The sequence below is a fragment of the Pseudomonas sp. UBA6276 genome (assembly GCF_002438365.1).
GTDB classification, from domain to species: Bacteria; Pseudomonadota; Gammaproteobacteria; order Pseudomonadales; family Pseudomonadaceae; genus Aquipseudomonas; species Aquipseudomonas coleopterorum.
In genome coordinates, this window is record NZ_DJUS01000044.1 from 14,561 (window position 1) to 34,189 (window position 19,629).

Annotated in this window: 16 protein-coding genes; 8 read left to right on the top strand and 8 right to left on the bottom strand. The window is 64.2% G+C overall.

Features of this window, described 5'->3' with window-relative positions:
- Window positions 1–36: 36 nt before the first annotated feature.
- A complete protein-coding gene (gene ptsP / locus B2V21_RS04960) occupies window positions 37–2,316 on the bottom strand; it encodes a phosphoenolpyruvate--protein phosphotransferase (RefSeq protein WP_286916192.1) in 2,280 nt (759 codons plus the stop codon).
- A gap of 22 nt (window positions 2,317–2,338) precedes the next feature.
- The gene (locus B2V21_RS04965) at window positions 2,339–2,818 is read right to left on the bottom strand and encodes an RNA pyrophosphohydrolase (RefSeq protein WP_043191776.1); all 480 of its coding nucleotides are present in this window, start codon (window positions 2,816–2,818) and stop codon (window positions 2,339–2,341) included.
- Between the two features lie 140 nt (window positions 2,819–2,958).
- Between B2V21_RS04965 and B2V21_RS04970 the strand changes: the two genes are divergently transcribed.
- Window positions 2,959–3,612: an HAD family hydrolase gene (locus B2V21_RS04970; RefSeq protein ID WP_134722740.1), complete on the top strand. Its 654-nt coding sequence runs from the start codon at window positions 2,959–2,961 to the stop codon at window positions 3,610–3,612.
- A 206-nt stretch (window positions 3,613–3,818) separates the two neighbouring features.
- Here B2V21_RS04970 and B2V21_RS04975 read toward each other — a convergent pair whose 3' ends face one another.
- Window positions 3,819–4,265 carry a DUF2269 family protein gene (locus B2V21_RS04975; RefSeq protein ID WP_049861577.1) on the bottom strand — a complete coding sequence of 149 codons (447 nt, stop codon included), beginning with the start codon at window positions 4,263–4,265 and terminating at the stop codon, window positions 3,819–3,821.
- A gap of 253 nt (window positions 4,266–4,518) precedes the next feature.
- The gene (ilvA, locus tag B2V21_RS04980) at window positions 4,519–6,033 is read right to left on the bottom strand and encodes a threonine ammonia-lyase, biosynthetic (RefSeq protein WP_286916193.1); all 1,515 of its coding nucleotides are present in this window, start codon (window positions 6,031–6,033) and stop codon (window positions 4,519–4,521) included.
- A 137-nt stretch (window positions 6,034–6,170) separates the two neighbouring features.
- Here ilvA and rpiA point away from each other — a divergent pair, with 137 nt between their 5' ends.
- The 7 genes from rpiA (at window position 6,171) to B2V21_RS05015 (ending at window position 13,640) form a co-directional block, all read left to right on the top strand.
- Window positions 6,171–6,848 carry a ribose-5-phosphate isomerase RpiA gene (rpiA, locus tag B2V21_RS04985; RefSeq protein ID WP_286916194.1) on the top strand — a complete coding sequence of 226 codons (678 nt, stop codon included), beginning with the start codon at window positions 6,171–6,173 and terminating at the stop codon, window positions 6,846–6,848.
- Between the two features lie 246 nt (window positions 6,849–7,094).
- A complete protein-coding gene (locus B2V21_RS04990; protein WP_286916195.1) occupies window positions 7,095–8,348 on the top strand; it encodes an SfnB family sulfur acquisition oxidoreductase in 1,254 nt (417 codons plus the stop codon).
- A gap of 20 nt (window positions 8,349–8,368) precedes the next feature.
- Window positions 8,369–9,574: an SfnB family sulfur acquisition oxidoreductase gene (locus B2V21_RS04995; protein WP_286916196.1), complete on the top strand. Its 1,206-nt coding sequence runs from the start codon at window positions 8,369–8,371 to the stop codon at window positions 9,572–9,574.
- Entirely contained in the window at window positions 9,574–10,932 is a 1,359-nt protein-coding gene (locus tag B2V21_RS05000) for an LLM class flavin-dependent oxidoreductase (RefSeq protein WP_286916197.1), read from the top strand. The genes B2V21_RS04995 and B2V21_RS05000 overlap by 1 nt, the downstream gene beginning before the upstream one ends.
- Before the next feature lie 134 nt (window positions 10,933–11,066).
- Window positions 11,067–11,870: a MetQ/NlpA family ABC transporter substrate-binding protein gene (locus B2V21_RS05005; RefSeq protein WP_286916198.1), complete on the top strand. Its 804-nt coding sequence runs from the start codon at window positions 11,067–11,069 to the stop codon at window positions 11,868–11,870.
- Window positions 11,871–11,872: 2 nt separating this feature from the next.
- Complete coding sequence (locus tag B2V21_RS05010) at window positions 11,873–13,006, top strand: methionine ABC transporter ATP-binding protein (RefSeq protein WP_286916199.1); 1,134 nt, start codon at window positions 11,873–11,875, stop codon at window positions 13,004–13,006.
- Window positions 12,996–13,640, top strand: a complete 645-nt coding sequence (locus B2V21_RS05015) for a methionine ABC transporter permease (RefSeq protein WP_049861569.1) — start codon at window positions 12,996–12,998, stop codon at window positions 13,638–13,640. The genes B2V21_RS05010 and B2V21_RS05015 overlap by 11 nt, the downstream gene beginning before the upstream one ends.
- Window positions 13,641–13,742: 102 nt before the next feature.
- Here B2V21_RS05015 and B2V21_RS05020 read toward each other — a convergent pair whose 3' ends face one another.
- The 4 genes from B2V21_RS05020 to B2V21_RS05035 form a co-directional block, all read right to left on the bottom strand.
- Window positions 13,743–16,802 (bottom strand): efflux RND transporter permease subunit, encoded by a 3,060-nt coding sequence (locus B2V21_RS05020; protein ID WP_286916200.1) that lies wholly within the window; start codon window positions 16,800–16,802, stop codon window positions 13,743–13,745.
- On the bottom strand, window positions 16,799–17,869 hold the full coding sequence (locus B2V21_RS05025) for an efflux RND transporter periplasmic adaptor subunit (RefSeq protein WP_286916201.1): 1,071 nt from the start codon (window positions 17,867–17,869) through the stop codon (window positions 16,799–16,801). Before B2V21_RS05025 ends, B2V21_RS05020 begins: the two co-directional genes overlap by 4 nt.
- On the bottom strand, window positions 17,866–18,945 hold the full coding sequence (locus B2V21_RS05030; protein ID WP_286916202.1) for an efflux RND transporter periplasmic adaptor subunit: 1,080 nt from the start codon (window positions 18,943–18,945) through the stop codon (window positions 17,866–17,868). The genes B2V21_RS05025 and B2V21_RS05030 overlap by 4 nt, the downstream gene beginning before the upstream one ends.
- Before the next feature lie 155 nt (window positions 18,946–19,100).
- Window positions 19,101–19,629 (bottom strand): MetQ/NlpA family ABC transporter substrate-binding protein (locus tag B2V21_RS05035; protein WP_286916203.1); only part of this gene is annotated, 529 nt, incomplete at its 5' end.

Genomic DNA, 19,629 nt, shown 5'->3' on the forward strand with positions numbered 1-19,629 from the left:
GGCAGCCACATAGAGGGCTGCCACAGGTCAGGCGCTTCAGTGCTTCTTCGGCGTACTCGGATTGATCATCCGCGACAGGCCCAGGTTCTTCAGGGCCAGCTGCAGCGAGCTGTGGATAACTTGCGGGTTGTCGATCTTGCTCAACTGGGCCAGCAGTTCCTTGGCCTTGCTCAGATTGACCTGGCGCAGCATCCACTTCACTTTCGGCAAGTTGGTAGCGTTCATTGACAGGCTGTCGAAACCCATCGCCATCAACAGGATCGCCGCAGCCGGGTCGCCGGCCATTTCGCCACAGATGCTCACCGGCTTGCCTTCGGCATGGGCCTCGGTGACCACATGCTGCAGAGCCTGCAGCACGGCCGGGTGCAGGTAATCATAGAGGTCGGCCACGCGTGGGTTGTTGCGGTCCACGGCCAGCAGGTATTGGGTCAGGTCGTTCGAGCCCACCGAAAGGAAGTCGACCTGGCGCGCCAGCTCCTTGGTCAGGTACACCGCCGCCGGGATCTCGATCATCACGCCCACCGGGGGCATCGGCACGTCGGTGCCCTCGTCGCGCACCTCGCCCCAGGCCCGGTGAATCAGGTGCAGAGCCTCTTCCAGTTCGTGGGTACCGGAGATCATCGGCAGCAGGATGCGCAGGTTGTTCAAACCCTCGCTGGCCTTGAGCATGGCACGGGCCTGCACCAGGAAGATTTCCGGGTGGTCGAGGGTCACGCGGATGCCGCGCCAGCCCAGGAACGGGTTCTCTTCCTTGATGGGGAAATACGACAGCGACTTGTCGCCGCCAATGTCCAGGCTGCGCATGGTCACCGGCAGCGGGTGGAAGGCGGCCAACTGTTCACGGTAGATGGCCAGCTGTTCCTTCTCGCTGGGGAAGCGCTGGTTGATCATGAACGGCACTTCGGTGCGGTACAGGCCCACGCCCTCGGCGCCGCGCTGCTGTGCACGGGCCACATCGGCCAGCAAACCGGTGTTGACCCACAGCGGCATGCGGTGGCCGTCGAGGGTCACGCAAGGCAACTCGCGCAGGGCGTCGAGGCCCAGCGCCAGTTGCCGCTCCTCCTCGACCACATCGGCGAACTGCTTGCTGAGGATGTCGCTAGGGTTGGTGTAGACCTCGCCGTGGTAGCCATCGACGATCATCTTGATGCCATCGACCTTGGAATACGGCAGGTCGACCAGGCCCATCACCGTCGGGATGCCCATGGCACGCGCGAGAATGGCAACGTGGGAGTTGCCCGAACCCAGGACCGACACCAGGCCGACCAGCTTGCCTTCCGGCACCTCGCCGAGCATTGCCGGCGACAGTTCTTCGCTGATCAGGATGGTGTTGTCGGGGTAGACCAGGGTTTGCTGACGCGCCTCCTGCAGGTAGGCGAGCAGGCGCCGCCCCAGGTCCTTGACGTCGGAGGCGCGCTCGCGCAGGTAGGCGTCGTCCATCAATTCGAAACGGTTGACGTGCTCGGTGACGACGTGGCGCAGCGCACCCTGGGCCCATTGCCCGGTCTTGATCACGTTGGTCACTTCGCTGCCCAGCGAAGCGTCGTCGAGCATCATCAGGTAGACGTCGAACAGCGCCCGCTCTTCGGGGCGCAGCTGGGTGGCCAGTTTCGCCGACAGGGTGCGCATGTCGTTGCGCACGCCTTCCAGCGCGTTCTGGAACAACGCCAGTTCGGCATCGATGTCGCTGACACTCTTGTCGGGCACCACGTCCAGATCGGCCGGCGGCAGCATGACCACTGCGGTCCCCACGGCCGCGCCGGGCGAGCCGGGCACGCCGACGAAGCGCGCTTCCTGGATGCCCTTGCCCTGACGCCCCAGGCCACGGATCGAACCGGTGGCTTCGGCATGGGCGATCACCCCCGCCAATTGCGCGCTCATGGTGACCAGAAAGGCTTCTTCGCCCTCGTCGAACTGACGCCGCTCCTTTTGCTGGATCACCAGCACCCCCACCACGCGCCGGTGGTGAATGATCGGCGTACCAAGGAACGACGCGTAGCGCTCCTCGCCGGTTTCGGCGAAGTAGCGGTAACGCGGGTGGCCGGCAGCGTTTTCCAGGTTGAGCGGCTCTTCGCGCGTGCCCACCAGGCCCACCAGGCCTTCGTTGGGGGCCATGCTGACCTTGCCGATGGCGCGCTTGTTGAGGCCTTCGGTGGCCATCAGCACGAAGCGATTGGTTTCCAGATCCAGCAGGTACACCGAGCAGACCTGGCTGCCCATGGCTTCCTTGACGCGTTGCACAATGATCCCCAGCGCCGACTTGAGATCCTTGGCGGAGTTGACTTCCTGGACGATCTTGCGCAGCGTATTGAGCATGGCTCGGGGTCGAACTCCGTCGTCAGTCGCGCGAGAGAAGGCGCGGGGCTAGCTCTTTGAGCGCGCGTCTGTAGACCTCGCGCTTGAATGTCACCACCTGGCCCAGCGGGTACCAATAGCTGACCCAGCGCCAGCCATCGAACTCGGGTTTGCCGGTCAGGTCCATGCGCACGCGCTGCTCGTTGGACACCAGGCGCAGCAGGAACCATTTCTGTTTCTGGCCGATGCACAACGGTTGGCTGTGCGTGCGCACCAGGCGTTGGGGTAGACGATAACGCAACCAGCCGCGGGTGCAGGCAAGTATTTCTACATCCTGGCGTTCCAGCCCGACTTCTTCATTCAGCTCGCGGTACAAGGCCTCTTCCGGCGTTTCCTGAGGGTTGATACCCCCTTGTGGAAATTGCCAGGCGTCCTGATTGATACGCCGAGCCCATAGCACCTGACCGGCGTCATTGGTGAGAATGATGCCAACGTTAGGGCGAAAACCATCGGGGTCGATCACGGCAACAACCTCGTAAACGCATGTTCTGGCATTGTTCCACAAAGCCTGTGAAGGCAGCAACGACGCCGCGTAGCTTATGTGCACGCATGTGAAAAGTCCGTATTCTGTGGGCCTTTTCCCCATTTAATGCGAGTCATTTCATGCGCCTGGCCCTATTCGACCTCGACAACACGCTGCTCGGCGGCGACAGCGACCATGCCTGGGGTGATTATCTGTGCGCCCGCGGCATTCTCGATGCCGACACTTACAAGGCACGCAACGACGAGTTCTATCAGGACTACCTGGCAGGCCGCCTGGACTTGAACGAGTACCTGAACTTCACCCTGGAAATCCTCGCGGCGACCGACGTGGCGCAACTGGATGAATGGCATCGCGATTTCATGCGTGACTGCATCGAGCCGATCATGCTGCCCAAGGCCGCTGCCTTGCTGCAACAGCATCGTGACGCGGGTGACAAGCTGGTGATCATCACCGCCACCAACCGCTTCGTGACCGGCCCGATCGCCGAGCGCCTGGGCGTGGAAACGCTGCTGGCCACGGAAGTGGAAATGGTCGACGGCCGCTACACCGGTCGCAGCTACGACGTGCCCTGCTTCAAGGAAGGCAAGGTCACGCGCCTGAACCGCTGGCTGGAAGAGAACGGCTACGATCTGCACGACAGCTATTTCTACAGCGACTCGATGAACGATCTGCCACTGCTGGAGCAGGTGACCCACCCGGTGGTGGTCGATCCAGACCCCCGCCTGCACGAAGAAGCCAAGCGCCGCGGCTGGAAGGAAATCTCCCTGCGCTGATAACTGCTCACTGCTCACTGCTCACTGCTAACTGCTAACTGGTACTGTGGGAGCGGGCTCTGCCCGCGAAGAATGCGCCGCGGTCTGCTTGACCCACCGCGGCGCTCATTTCGCGGGCAGAGCCCGCTCCCACAGCAATTAGGGCCAACCGTAGGAGCGGTCATCGGCCGCGAAGAATGCGCTGCGGTACACCTAAATGCGCAGCCTCAGGCAGGCTTGGTCACCATCAGTCCGATGATCGACAAAAGCACCACCACTGCCACGGTCGCGATGATCAAGACATTGCGCCGCTTGGCCGCAACGACGACCTCATCGAGTCCCGTCGCCAGACGCAGGCGATTCACCCGGTTGATCAGCAGCAGCCAGACCCCACCGCCGATCACATACAACACCGCGGCGGTGAGAATCCAGGTTTGCCCCAAGGGCCAGCCGACCCGGTGCACCAGCCACCAGCCCGTCACTGGAAAACTCACCAGGCTCACGGCCATGACCACCCAGGCGTACACCCAGGGCCGTTGCAGGGTACTGGCGAAGGGGAGCCGGTCGCCGCCCTTCCAGCTGCGCCAGGCACGGTAGATGACGGCCGCCACGCTGCCCAGCAGCACGACCGTGGCAGCGACGTGAAATACTTTCAGAATCGCCAGGCTTTCCATGACGCGTGATCCCTATGGGCATTGACGATGCATCATCGACAAGCGTAGCAGCCGTCGAGTTCACCCTGTGGGAGCGCGGGGCGGGCGGCTGAGCCCTCTGCCCGCGAATGGCACACCACTGACTCAAGCCAGGCCCTGCATCACTACCCCAGAAACAACTGATAAGCCGGGGTCGCTCTTGTGGGAGCGGGGCGGGCGGCGAGCCCTCTGCCCGCGAATGGCACACTACGGACTCAAGCCAGGCCCTCCATCACTACCCCAGGAACAACTGATAAGCCAGGTTATCCGTCTCGTCCCAGAACGGGTAGCCGATTTCGGCCAGCGCGCCGGCCACCAGATGGCGCTCCTCTTCAGGCACCTGCAGCCCAGCCACCACACGCCCATCGGCCGCGCCGTGGTTGCGGTAGTGGAACATCGAGATGTTCCAGCGCCCGCCCAGCTTGTCGAGGAAGTTGAACAGCGCACCCGGACGCTCCGGGAACTCGAAGCGCAGCACCATCTCGTCGCTGACCCGGACCGCATGGCCGCCGACCATATGGCGAATGTGCAGCTTGGCCAGCTCGTTGTCGGTCAGGTCCAGCACCGGGAAGCCATGGGATTGCAGCGTCTGCACCAGCACCGCCCGCGGATCGCGTTCGGGGTGGGTCTGCACGCCGACGAAAATGTGTGCTTCGTGACCGGTGTGGTAGCGGTAGTTGAACTCGGTGATCTGCCGTTTGCCGATGGCCTCGCAGAACGCCTTGAAGCTGCCAGGACGCTCGGGAATGGTCACCGCGATGATGGCTTCGCGCCCCTCACCCAGCTCGGCACGCTCGGCCACGTGGCGCAGCCGGTCGAAGTTGACGTTGGCACCCGAATCGATCGCCACCAGGGTCTGCCCCGACACACCCCGTGCCTCGACGTACTTCTTGATCCCCGCCACCCCGAGCGCACCAGCAGGTTCGGTGATCGAGCGGGTATCGTCGTAGATGTCCTTGATCGCCGCACAGATCTCGTCGGTGCTGACGGTGATTACTTCGTCCACGTGATCCTTGCAGATCTCGAAGGTGTACTGGCCGATCTGCGCCACCGCCACACCGTCGGCGAACAACCCGACCTGCGGGAGCACCACGCGCTCACCGGCACGCATGGCTTGCTGCAGGCAGTTGGAATCGTCCGGCTCGACGCCGATGACCTTGATGCCCGGACGCAGGTATTTGACGTACGCAGCGATGCCCGCGATCAGACCGCCGCCGCCCACCGGCACGAAGATCGCGTCGAGATCGCCCGGATGCTGACGCAGAATCTCCATCGCCACCGTGCCCTGGCCGGCAATGGTGTACGGGTCGTCGTAGGGATGGATGTAGACCATGCCCTGCTCGTCCACCAGCTTTAGCGAATGAGCCAGGGCCTCGGGAAACGAGTCGCCGTGCAGCACCACGATGCCACCGCGCGAACGTACGCCTTCGATCTTGATCTCGGGGGTGGTGTTGGGCATCACGATGGTGGCCTTGATCCCCAGCTCGCGCGCCGCCAGCGCCAGGCCCTGGGCATGGTTGCCGGCCGAGGCGGTGACCACGCCACGAGCCAGTTCCTCTGCGCTGAGCTGTGCCAATTTGTTATAGGCGCCGCGAATCTTGAACGAGAACACCGGCTGCAAGTCTTCGCGCTTGAGCAGAATCTTGTTGTTCAGGCGCTCGGACAGCTGCCCGGCGGGCTGCAAAGGGGTTTCCACCGCAACGTCGTAGACGCGCGAGGTGAGGATCATCTTTACGTACTGTTCGAGCATGGCGGACATCACTGACGATAACGGGCAGGGCCGACGAGTCTAAGCCAACGACCACGGCAAAACCAAGGTTTTGCCCTTATAATGCGCGCCTTCGGGGCCACAACCACTAGAGCCCCAACTGCCGCTGCGGAGCTTGCATGACCCAGGACCAACTCAAACAGGCCGTCGCCCAGGCTGCCGTGGATTTCATTCTGCCCAAGCTGGGCGAAAAGAGCGTCGTCGGCGTGGGCACCGGGTCCACCGCCAACTGCTTCATCGACGCGCTGGCGCAGCACAAGAGTGCCTTCGACGGCGCCGTGGCCAGCTCCGAAGCGACCGCGGCACGGCTCAAGGGCCATGGCATTCCGGTATACGAACTCAACAGCGTGGGCGACCTGGAGTTCTACGTCGACGGCGCGGATGAAAGCGACGAGCACCTGAACCTGATCAAGGGCGGCGGCGCTGCGTTGACCCGCGAGAAGATCGTCGCGGCCGTGGCCACCACGTTCATCTGTATCGCCGACGGCAGCAAGCTGGTGCCGGTGCTGGGCGAGTTTCCGCTGCCGGTGGAAGTCATCCCGATGGCCCGCAGCCATGTCGCGCGCCAGCTGGTGAAACTGGGCGGCGACCCGGACTACCGCGAGGGCGTGGTGACCGACAACGGCAACATCATCATCGACGTGTACAACATGCAGATCACCGACCCGGTGGCGTTGGAAACACAGATCAACGCCATCGTCGGCGTGGTCACCAACGGCCTGTTCGCCGCCCGCCCGGCCGATGTGCTGCTGCTGGGCACCACCGAAGGCGTCAAGACCCTCACCCGCCCCGCCTGAGCCTCGATCGTGGGAGCGGGTCTTGCCCGCGAAGGACACACTGCGCTGTACCTGACACACCGCAGCGCCCCCGTCGCGGCCACAGGCCGCTCCTACATGACATGACTGCGGTAAAAACACATCTATCCATATTCCCAATCGTTAGTTCATTTAAATTTAACAAACGATTAAGGTATATGAACCGGACCACCGGACCTGCGTACATCCAAGCAAGGCGACATACGCCCTGCATGACGTGAGGACGGTATGGTCAACCACTCGATTTCCCTCGAACACTCCCAACCACAGACAACAACCGACAACGGTCCGGCGCTCTTGCCTGCGCAGATCCTGCGCAACGACGCCGACGCACTCGAAGCCGCGCAGGCGCTTGCCGCCAGTGCCCGCACCCACGCTGCCAGGCGAGACCAGCAACGTGAACTGCCCTGGCAACTGATCGAGCAATTCACCGCCAGCGGCCTGGGCAGCATCACCGTGCCACGCGCCTTCGGCGGCCCCGACGTCAGTTTCGTGACCCTGGCCGAGGTCTTCCGCCTCATCAGCGCCGCCGATCCAGCGCTGGGGCAGATCCCACAGAACCATTTCGGCATTCTGCAGATGCTGCGCGGCACCGCCACCGAAGCGCAGCAGCACGCGCTATTCACCGCCGTGCTCGAAGGCGCGCGCATCGGCAACGGCGGCCCTGAACGCGGCGCCCGCAACACGTTGGAAATCAACACCCGCATCGTCCGCGACGGTGACGGCGGGCGAATCAGCGGGCAGAAGTTCTACTCCACCGGCGCGCTGTTCGCCCACTGGGTGGCAGTCAAGGCCGTGGACGATGAACAGCGTCTGGTCATGGCGTTCGTACGCCGCGGCACACCCGGCCTGCGTATCGTCGACGACTGGTCCGGCTTCGGCCAGCGCACCACCGCCAGCGGCACTGTCCTGCTCGAAAATGCGCACGTACCCGACACCCATGTGGTGCAGATCTGGCGCCAGACACAGCAACCGAACATTCAGGGCGCCGTGTCGCAACTGATGCAGGCCGCCATCGACGCCGGGATTGCCGAAGCGGCGATCGACGACACCATCGCCTTCGTCCGGGAAAAATCGCGCCCGTGGATCGATGCCGGGGTCGAGCGTGCCAGCGACGATCCGTTCGTGGTCGCCGACATCGGTCGCCTGAAGCTGGAACTGCACGCCGCGCAGGCACTGCTGCGCAAGGCCGCCCGCGTGCTCGACCAGATCGGTCAGGCGCCGGTGGACGCCGCCCTCGCCGGCCGGGCCTCGATCGCAGTGGCCGAGGCCAAGGTGATCACCACCGAAATCGCCTTGCAGGCCAGTGAAAAGCTTTTCGAGCTGGCCGGCAGCCGCGCCACCCTCGCCGAGTTCAACCTCGACCGCCACTGGCGCAACGCCCGCGTGCACACCCTGCACGATCCCGTGCGCTGGAAATATCACGCTGTCGGCGCCTATCACCTGAACGGCAGCCTGCCTGCACGCCATTCCTGGATTTGACCAGACCGCTGGAGATCAGCATGAGCTTATTGCCCCACCCCCTCGACGGCGTCGCACGCATCGCCAACGATCAGCAGGCGCTGGAGGTTGCCCGGCAGCTGGCCCCCCAGTTGCAGCGCGACAGCGCCCTGCGCGACCGCGAGCGGCAGCTGCCCCACGCCGAACTGACGCTGTTCTCCCGCTCCGGCCTGGGCGGCATCAGTGTGCCCAGGGCGTTCGGCGGAGCCGGTGTGTCCAACGTGACCCTGGCCCAGGTCATCGCTCTGCTGGCGGCTGCCGACGGCTCGCTGGGACAGATCCCGCAGAATCATTTCTATGCCCTGGAAGTGCTGCGCATCAACGGCAGCCCGGCGCAGCAGCAGCGCCTCTACGCCGACGTGCTGGCAGGCCAGCGGCTGGGCAACGCTCTGGCCGAACTCGGCACCCGTACCGCCCACGACCGCACCACGCGCCTGACCCGCGACGGCGACGGTTTCCGTATCAATGGCCGCAAGTTCTACGCCACCGGTGCGCTGTATGCCCAATGCATTCCCACTTCGGTGATCGATGAACAGGGCGTACAGCAACTGGCCTTCGTGCCCGCCGACAGTGCCGGGGTCCAGGTCATCGACGACTGGAGTGGCTTCGGCCAGCGCACCACGGGCAGCGGCTCGGTGGTGTTCGACAACGTCTGGGTCGGCGCCGACGCCATCGTGCCGTTTCAAAGCGCGTTCGAACGGCCCACTACGGTCGGCCCGTTCGCACAGATCCTCCACGCGGCGATCGACACCGGCATCGCGCGCGGGGCGTTCGAGGACGCCTTGCAATTCGTCCGCACTCGTACCCGGCCGTGGATCGACGCTACCAGCGACAAGGCCGTCGAGGATCCGCTGTCGCTGAAGAGCTTCGGCCATCTGGCCATCCGCCTGCACGCCGCCGAAGCGCTGTTGGAGCGGGCCGGCGAAATCCTCGACAAGGCCCAGGCCGAGCCCACCGCCGAACACGTTGGCGCCGCCTCGATCGCCGTGGCCGAAGCCCGTGCCCTCAGCACCGAAATTTCCCTGGCCGCCGGTAGCACCCTGTTCGAACTGGCCGGCAGCCAGGCCACCCTGGCCGAGCATGGCCTGGACCGGCACTGGCGCAACGCCCGCGTGCACACCCTGCACGACCCGGTGCGCTGGAAGTACCACGCCATCGGCAACTACTACCTCAACGACCAGTTGCCACCACGCCGGGGGACGATCTGATGAGCAAGAAGCAGATCCTCCTCAACGCCTTCAACATGAACTGCGTGGGCCACATCAACCACGGCCTGTGGACCCATCCGCGCGACACTTCGAGCCAGTACAAGACCTTGGAATACTGGACCGAGCTGGCCCAATTGCTGGAGCGCGGTCTTTTCGATGGGCTGTTCATCGCCGACATCGTCGGGGTCTACGACATCTATCAGGATTCGGTCGACGTGACCTTGAAGGAGTCGATCCAGCTTCCGGTCAACGACCCGTTGCTGCTGGTTTCGGCCATGGCCGCGGTCACCCGCCACTTGGGTTTCGGCCTGACCGCCAACCTCACCTACGAAGCGCCCTATCTGTTCGCCCGACGCCTGTCCACGCTCGATCACCTGACCCGCGGTCGGGTGGGCTGGAACATTGTCACCGGCTACCTGGACAGTGCGGCCAAGGCCATGGGCCTGACCCAGCAGGTGGAGCACGACCGCCGTTACGATCAGGCCGACGAGTACCTGGAGGTGCTCTACAAACTCTGGGAAGGCAGCTGGGAAGACGACGCCGTCGTCGAAGACCGCGAGCGGCGCATCTACGCCCAGCCGGAAAAGGTCCACAAGGTGCAGCATGAAGGCGAGTTCTACCGGGTCCAGGGTTACCACCTCTGTGAACCCTCGCCACAGCGCACACCGCTGCTGTTCCAGGCCGGCAGCTCGGCACGGGGCCTGCAGTTCGCCGGTCAGCATGCCGAATGCGTGTTCATCAGCGGACAGAACAAGCAGGCCACCCGCGCTCAGGTGGACAAGGTCCGCGACGCGGCTCGCGCAGCCGGCCGCGATCCCCAGGCCGTGAAGGTCTTCATGGGCATCACGGTCATCGTCGCTGCCACCGAGGCCCAGGCCTGGGCCAAGCATGACGAATACCTGAGCTACGCCAGCGCCGAGGCCGGCGTCGCCCACTTCGCTGCCTCCACCGCGATCGACTTTGCCCGCTACGAACTCGACGAGCCCATTCAGTACGTGAAGGGCAACGCCATCGAGTCGGCCACCAAGACCCTGCAGAACAACGACTGGACCCGCCGCAAACTGCTCGACCAGCACGCTCTGGGCGGACGCTACATCACCTTGGTCGGCGACCCGGAACAGGTTGCCGACGAACTCGAAGCCTGGATCGCCGAGACCGGCCTGGACGGATTCAACCTGACCCGCACGGTCACGCCGGAAAGCTACGTCGACTTCATCGATCTGGTGATTCCGGTGCTGCAGGCGCGCGGTTCGTACAAGACCGCCTATGCCCAGGGCACGCTGCGCGAAAAGGTCTTCGGCCAAGGCCCGGGGTTGCCCGAGGGGCATGCCGGTTTCAGTTACAAGCGCGGTGCCTGACTAGGCCTCTTCGCGGGCAGAGGGCTCAGCCGCTCGCCCCGCTCCCACACGAGCGCTCGCCCGTTAATTGTGGGAGCGGGCTCTGCCCGCGAAGAGGCCCTCCCCAACCCCACAAAAACCAATGGACCAACACCATGCTCAAACCCACCCTGCTACTCGCCCTCGCCCTCGCCCTCACCCTCCTCACCGGCCTGGCCCATGCTGCCGATGACAAGCCCCTGATCGTCGGCACCACCGCCGCCTTCGCCATTCCCCTGGAAACCGCCGTGGAGGAAGCCAAGAAAGAGGGCCTGACCGTCAAACTGGTGGAATTCACCGACTGGATCGCGCCCAACGTCAGCCTCGCCGCTGGCGACATCGACGTGAACTACTTCCAGCACATCCCCTTTCTGGAAAACGCCAATACCCAGGCCGGCACCGACCTGGTGCCCTATGCACCGGGCATCATCAACAACGTGGGGCTGTATTCCAAACGCTACAAAAGCTTCGACGAGCTGCCCAAGGGCGCCAGCGTGGCCATCGCCAACGACCCGATCAACAGCGGTCGCGGCCTGCAACTGCTGGCCAAGGCCGGCTTGATCACCCTCAAGCCGGGGGTTGGCTACAAGGCCACCGAAGACGACATCCTCACCAACCCCAAGGGCATCAAGATTCTTCAGGTCGAAGCCGTGCAACTGGTGCGCGCCTACGACGACGCCGATCTGGTGCAGGGCTACCCGGCCTACATTCGCCTGGCCAAGACCTTCGATGCCGGCTCGGCCCTGCTGTTCGACGGCCTCGACCATCCCGAATACGTGATCCAGTTCGTGATCAAACCCGAGCGCAAGGATGATCCGCGCCTGGCCAAGTTCGTGGATATCTACCAACACTCGCCGGTCGTGCGTGCCTCGCTCGACAAGATCAACGGCAAGCTCTACCAAGTCGGCTGGAAGGAGTGAGTATGCCCACCACCAATGTCCAACGCCGGCTGGCCGATACCGCCGGCCTTGCCCGGCAGCCTGCCGAACCCCTGGAGCTGCACCCGCAACTGGCCAACAGCCTGGTGCGCTTCATCGGCGTCGGCAAGACCTATGAGGGCGCGCAAGGTCCGGTGCAGGCCCTGCAAGGTATCGACCTGACCATCGAGCGCGGCGAAGTGTTCGGCATCATCGGCCGCAGCGGCGCCGGCAAGTCGTCGCTGATCCGCACCATCAACCGGCTGGAACAGCCCAGCAGCGGGCGCGTGCTGATCGATCAGGTGGACATCGGTGATTTCGACGAGGATCGCCTGGTGGCGCTGCGGCGACGCATCGGCATGATCTTCCAGCACTTCAACCTGATGTCGGCGAAAACCGTGTGGCAGAACGTCGAGCTGCCACTCAAGGTCGCCGGCGTGCCCCAGGCCGAGCGCTGGCGCAAGGTCGGTGAACTGCTCGAACTAGTCGGCCTGCAGGGCAAGCGCGACGCGTACCCGGCGCAGCTGTCCGGCGGGCAGAAGCAGCGCGTCGGCATTGCCCGCGCGCTGGTCCACGACCCGCAGATCCTGCTGTGCGACGAAGCCACTTCGGCGCTGGATCCGGAGACCACCGAGTCGATCCTGGCGCTGCTGCGCGACATCAATCGGCGCCTGGGGCTGACGATCGTTTTGATCACCCACGAAATGGCCGTGATCCGTGCCATCTGCGACCGCGTGGTGGTGCTAGAGGGCGGCCAGGTGGTCGAGCAGGGGCCAGTGTGGCAGGTCTTCGGCGATCCTCGGCATGAGGTCAGCCGCACCCTGCTGGCACCGTTGCAACACGGCCTATCCGATGAGCTGCGAGCACGTCTGCGCAGTACGGCGCCGACACCCGAGGCCGCGCTGGTGTTGCGCCTGGGCGTGACCGGGGCACAGACCGGCGAAGCGGATCTGTCCTCGCTGTTCAACCTGCTGGGCGGGCAGGTCAGCCTGCTGCAGGGCGGGATCGAACGCATTCAAGGGCGGGCGCTGGGCAGCCTGGTCGTGGCGGTGAGCAATTCGCCCCATGACCGTGAGCATCTGCTGCAGCGCGCCCGGCAATGGGCACAACAGGTAGAGGAGCTGGGCTATGTGGTTTGACCGTCTACTGCAGGGCGCCCTCGACACCTTGTTGATGGTGGGCGTTTCGTCGTTGATCGCGTTGCCGGTGGGAGTCGTGATGGCGGTGGTGCTGGTCACCAGCGACCGAGGCGGCATCTACCAGGCGCCGGCGCTGAACCGCGTGCTGGGCGCGTTCGTCAATCTGTTCAGGTCGGTGCCGTTCCTGATCCTGATGGTGGCGCTGATCCCGTTCACTCGGTTGATCGTGGGTACCACCTATGGGGTGTGGGCAGCGGTGGTGCCGTTGACCATCGCTGCGACGCCGTTCTTTGCGCGCATCGCCGAGGTTAGCCTGCGTGAGGTCGACCATGGCCTGATCGAGGCTGCGCAGGCCATGGGCTGCCGACGCTGGCATATCGTCTGGCACGTGCTGCTGCCCGAGGCTCGGCCCGGCATCGTCGCCGGTTTCACCATCACCGTGGTGACCATGATCAACTCATCGGCCATGGCCGGCGCCATCGGTGCCGGTGGGCTGGGCGACATCGCCTACCGCTACGGCTACCAGCGTTTCGACAGCCAGATCATGCTCACGGTGATCGTGCTGCTGGTGGCCCTGGTGACCTTGATCCAGTTCAGCGGCGACCGTCTGGCGCGGGTGCTCAACAAGCGCTAGTCCCCATACCGCAGCGCCCCCTTCGCGGGCAAAGCCCGCTCCCACAGATGAGACGGTGATCATGTGGGAGCGGGCTCTGCCCGCGAAGAGGCCCTCAGCTCATCAAGCCTCCTTCCCCTCGCCCTCACCTTCCTTGATCCGATACCAGGCCACATACAGCGCCGGCAGGAACAACAGGGTCAGCAAGGTCGCCACCACGATCCCGCCGATCATCGCGTAAGCCATCGGCCCCCAGAACACCTCACGAGCGATCGGGATCATGCCCAAACTGGCCGCCGCTGCGGTGAGCAGGATCGGCCGACGACGATGCTCGGTCGCCTCCAGCACCGCGTCCCAGGGCTTGTAGCCATCACGCTCGTAGGCATCGATCTGGGTCACCAGAATCACCGAGTTGCGGATGATGATACCGATCAGGGCCAATATCCCCAGGATCGCCACGAAGCCCATGGGCGTCCCGGTCGGCACCAACGCCAGCACCACGCCGATGATGCCCAGAGGCGCCACGCTGGCCACCAGGAACATCTTCTGCACACTGTGCAGCTGAATCATCAGGAAGGTCGCCATCAGGAACAGCATCAACGGCACCACCTTGGCGATCGGGCCCTGCGCCTTGCCGCTTTCCTCGACCGTACCGCCGGTGGCCACCTTGTAGCCCACCGGCAGGCCTGCGGCGAATTTCTCGATCTCGGGCTTGAGCTGGGCCACCAGGTCGGTCGGCTGGATATCGTCGCTAACCGCCGCCTTCAAGGTGATGGTCGGCAGACGATCACGCCGCCACACCAGCGGCTGCTCCAGCTCGTAGCGCACGGTGGCGAACGCCAAGAGCGGAATCGACGTCCCGCTGGGCGTGACGATCTGCAGGTTCTGCAGGGTTTCCGGCGAGCCGCGCTCGGCATCGTTGGCCCGGCCTACTACGTTGACCAGGTAGATATCGTCGTTGACCTGGGTCACCGCCGAACCGCTGACGATGGTGTTCATCAGCTTCGCCACGTCCTCGGACGACAATCCCAGCTGCCGGGCCTTGTCCTGGGCGATGTCGATGCGCAGCACTTTGCCCGGCTCGTTCCAGTCGTAGATCATTTCGCCGATGTGCGCGTTGTGGTCCAGCAAGGTGGCCAGTTCGATGGCGTGCTTGCGCACCTGATCGATGTCCTTGCCGCTGACCCGGTACTGGATCGGCCGCCCCACGGGTGGGCCCATCTCCAGCGCCTGGACATAGGTGCCGATGCCAACAAAGTCGTCACGCAGACGCTTTTTCAGGCGCTCGGTCAAGGCCCCGCGCTCTTCCAGACCCTTGCTGACGATCACCAACTGGGCGTAGTACGGGTTCTCCAGTTGCTGGTCCAGGGGCAGATAGAAACGAATCGCGCCCTGACCGATGTAGGTGCTCCAGCGGACGATGTCCGGATCATCCTTGAGCGTCGCTTCCAGGCGATCGACCGCCTGGCGCGTCTCGTTGATCGAGGCGTTCTGCGGCAGGTTCAGGTCCACCAGAATTTCCGGCCGGTCGGACGAGGGGAAGAACTGGTTCTGCACGAAGCGCATGCAGAACAGTGCGGCGGCGAACAGCAGCAACGTGCCGATGATTGTCAGCCAACGGTGGCGCATGCAGCCCAGCAGTCCGCTGTGGAACCAGCGCGCGACGCGCCCAGGCTGCTCCGGCTTGGGTTGGACGTTCTTGCTCAGGATATGCACGCCGATGACCGGCGCGAACAGCACCGCCACCACCCACGACACCAGCATGGCCACCGCAATCACAGCAAACAGGGTGAAGGTGTACTCACCTGCCGAGCTGGCGTTCAAACCGATCGGCACGAAGCCCGCCACGGTGACCAGCGTGCCGGTGAGCATCGGGAATGCGGTGGAGGTGTAGGCGAAGGTAGCCGCTTCCTCCTTGCTGTCACCTGCCTCCAGGCGGGTGACCATCATCTCCACGGTGATCATCGCATCGTCGACCAGCAGGCCCAGGGCGATGATCAACGCCCCCAGCGAAATACGCTGCATGGTGATGCCGCTGTACTCCATGAACACGAAGACCATGGCCAGCACCAACGGAATCGAGCAGGCCACGACCAGACCGGCGCGCACGCCGAGGCTGACGAAGCTGACGATCAGCACGATCACCACGGCCTCGAACAGCGCGCTGGTGAACCCACCGACCGCCTTCTCGACCACCTCGGCCTGGTCCGACACCTTGTGCACACCCACGCCCACGGGCAGCTGCGCGGTCAACTCGTCCATGCGCTTGTGCAGCGCGGTGCCGAATTCCTGAATGTTGCCGCCGTCCTTCATGGCGATGGCCAAGCCGATGGCAGGCTGGCCGTTGTAGCGGAACATCGGTGCGGCCGGGTCCTTGTAGCCACGTTCGATGTCGGCGATGTCGGTCAGCCGATAGAAACGGTCGTTAAGCCTGAGATTGACCGTTTCCAGGTCCTTCTCCGACTTGAACTGCCCTGAGGTTCGCACCGAAATGCGCTCTGGTCCTGCCTCGATCACACCCGCTGGCGTCACCGCGTTCTGCGCCTGAAGCGCACCCACCACCTGTTGCTGATCCAGGCCCAGCGCTGCGAGTTTGCGCGTGGAGAAATTCAGGTAGATGACTTCGTCCTGCTGACCTACCAGCTGCACCTTGCCCAGGTTGTCGACCTGGCGAATCTCGGCGCGCACCTGTTCCACGTAGTCGCGCAGCTGCCGCATGCTCAGGCCGTCGGCGGTGAAGGCATAGATGGAGCCGAACACGTCACCGAATTCGTCGTTGAACGATGGCCCCTGCAAGCCTTGGGGAAAGGTCCCGCGAATGTCGTCGACCTTCTTGCGCACCTGGTACCAGATCTGCGGAATCGCCTTGGCACTGGTGGTATCGCGCAGGTACACGAACACAGTGGATTCGCCAGGGCGCGTGTAGCTCTTCACGTAGTCCAGCGAGTCCAGCTCTTCGAGCTTCTTCTCGATGCGGTCGGTGACCTGCTTGAGCGTTTCTTCTTGCGTCGCCCCGGGCCAGCGGCTCTGGATGACCATGGTCTTGATGGCGAACGCCGGGTCTTCTTCACGGCCCAGATTGAAATAGGAAAACACGCCCATGAGCAGGCCGACGAACATCAGGTACCAGACGAAGGACTGGTGCTTGAGCGCCCAGTCGGACAGGTTGAAACTTCCCTTCATTGCCGGCTCGCCTCGTCCAGTTTGATTTTCTGCCCAGGTTTCAGGCTATTGACGCCAGCGCTGACCACGCGCTCGCCCGCCTGCACACCGCTGCCCACCACCACGACGCCACGGTCGCGGCTGAGCACGGTGACCTGCTGCGGGTTCACGGTCTTGTTCTGGACGTCCACCCGCCACACCTGGGTCTTGCCGTCGATATCCTGCACGGCGGTTTCCGGCAGCTCCAGGCGCTGCGCGATGCTGGAACTCAAGGTGACGCTGATCGCCGTACCCAGGCGCAGGCCCGCAGGGCTCTCACGCAGGGTCAGGCGTGCGCGACGGGTACGCGTGGAGCTGTCGGGGCGTGGCTCCAGCTCGCGCAAGGTGCCCGTGGTCGCGACGCTGGGGTCAAGCTGGGACTGCACGTGGAATTCCACGCCGACAGGCAGGGTCTCGGCGAGCCCGGCGGGCAGGTCGATGACCGCCTCCTTGACGTCGGGACGGGCGAGGACCACCACTTCTTCACCGGCGCTGACCACCTGCCCGACTTCCACTTTCCACTGGTTGACCACCGCGGCATGGTCGGCACGCAGTTCGCTGTAGCTCAACTGGTCCTTGGCCTGGCTGACGGCGGCCTTGGCCTGATCGAGCGAAGACTGCGCGGTTTTCAGGTCAGTCTGGGCGATGTCCAGCCCGGCCTGCGCACCGACGCCACGGTCGAACAACTCCTGCTGACGTCGCGCGTTGGCCTGGGCATTGATGAACTGCGCCTGGACGCGGGCCAGATCACCCTGGTTGGCGCGCAACTGGTTCTGCTGATCGGTCGGGTCGAGAGTGGCCAGCAACTGGTTCTTTTCCACCTGGCTGCCGACATCCACCGCGCGGCGGGCAATGCGTCCGGACACGCGGAAACCCAAGGTGCTTTCATAGCGCGCCTGGATATTGCCGGCGAAGCGACCCAGGCTTTGCTGGTCCAGGCCCTTGACCTCCACCGACAACACCGGACGGATGGGCTCGGGGGCCGGCTCTTCCTTCGAGCAGCCTGCCAGCAACAGCACGGCCGCAGACAACGCGATCACCGCTTTCATGGCTGACGCTCCTGGGCAATTTCCACCTGCATGTCGGGGTGCAACAACTGCCCCCCGGCCACCACCACGCGGTCGCCATTGTTCAAGCCATTGGCGATCACCACCTTGGCAGTCAGGTAACGGCCCACCTCGACCTTGCGCAGGCTGACCTTGTCGCCTTCCCCGACCACCCACACGGCAGGCTCTTCAATGTCCTTGGTCAGCGCCGACCACGGCAGTTCGACGCTGGTCTTGCCCGGACCATCGAGCGAGGCGTTGACCACCGAGCCCAGGTCCATGCCCTTGGGCACGCCCTGCAGGGCGATCTTGACGCGCACCGTGCCGGTCTGCGCGGACACCGCCGGAGTGACTTCGCGCACGGTGCCGGTGGTCTTGATCGCCGGGTCGTCGAGCAGGCTGACGGTGATCGGCTGCTGTCCACCCGGCTGGGCGAACAGCGATTCATACACATCGAAGACCGCATCGCGGTCGCCATCGCGGGCCAGACCGAAGATCGGCGCGGTGGCTTGCACCACCTGGCCCACCTCGGCCTGGCGCGCGGTGATCACGCCCGGGGCATCGGCCACCAGGTCGGTGTAGCTCAACTGCTCGCGAGCGTTGGCCAACTGGGCACTGGCCGCCGCCAGCGAGCTCTGCGCACCGCGCAGCGCCGCCTGGGCGGAGTCGTATTCACTCTGGCTGGTATAGCCTTTGGGCAGCAGCTTCTGCTGACGCACGAAGGCCGCCGAGGTCTGCTTCACGCGGGCCTGTTCGGCGGCCACCGCAGCCTTGGCCGAGTCGACGTTGGTCTGCAGGTCCTTGGGATCGAGGCGGGCCAGGACTTGCCGCGCGCTGACGTGGTCGCCCACATCCACCATGCGCTGGATGATCTTGCCGCCAACGCGGAACGACAACTGGGTCTGGATGCGGGCCTGCACATCGCCAGTGAGATTGACGGCGGCGGCGAATTCGCCGCTCTGCACATTCTCCACGCGCACGCGTGGGTGCGTCGGCTCGATAGGCTTGTCTTCACCACAGCCGGTCAGCGCGATGAACAAGAGACCAACCCCTACAACCTTCCAACGAGGACCAGCCATGCAGGCTCCTTTGCGTGCGCTGTGATGCTAGGTGTGTATGCGACTGTGAGCGGGGTTCGAGGTTCATTTGCCGGGGAGGGCCCCGTCCGGACACAGCAAAACGCCGACACTGTACAAGCTGTCGGCGCTCAGGTGAACCGTCGTGACGCTCGGAATCAGAACGCTGGCAATACTGCGCCGCTGTACTTCTTCTCGATGAATGCCTTCACTTCCGGGCTGGTCAGCGCCTTGGCCAGCTTCTGCATGGCCGGGCTGTCCTTGTTGTCCGGACGGGCCACCAGGAAGTTCACGTAAGGCGAATCCGAACCTTCGATGACCAAGGCGTCCTTGGCCGGGTTCAGGCCTGCTTCCAGTGCGTAGTTGGTGTTGATCATGTCAAGATCAACCTGATCCAGCACGCGCGGCAGCATGGCCGATTCCAGCTCCTTGAACTTGAGGTTCTTGGGGTTGCTGGCGATGTCCTTCGGAGTGGCCAGAGCGTTGCTCGGATCCTTCAGGGTGATCAGGCCGGCTTTCTGCAGCAGGATCAACGCACGGCCGCTGTTGCTGCCCTCGTTGGGGATGGCCACGGTCGCGCCGTCCTTGAGTTCGCTCAGCGATTTGACCTTCTTGGAGTAACCGCCGAAGGGCTCGACGTGCACGCCGATCACGGTGACCAGGTTGGTGCCCTTGCCCTTGTTGAAG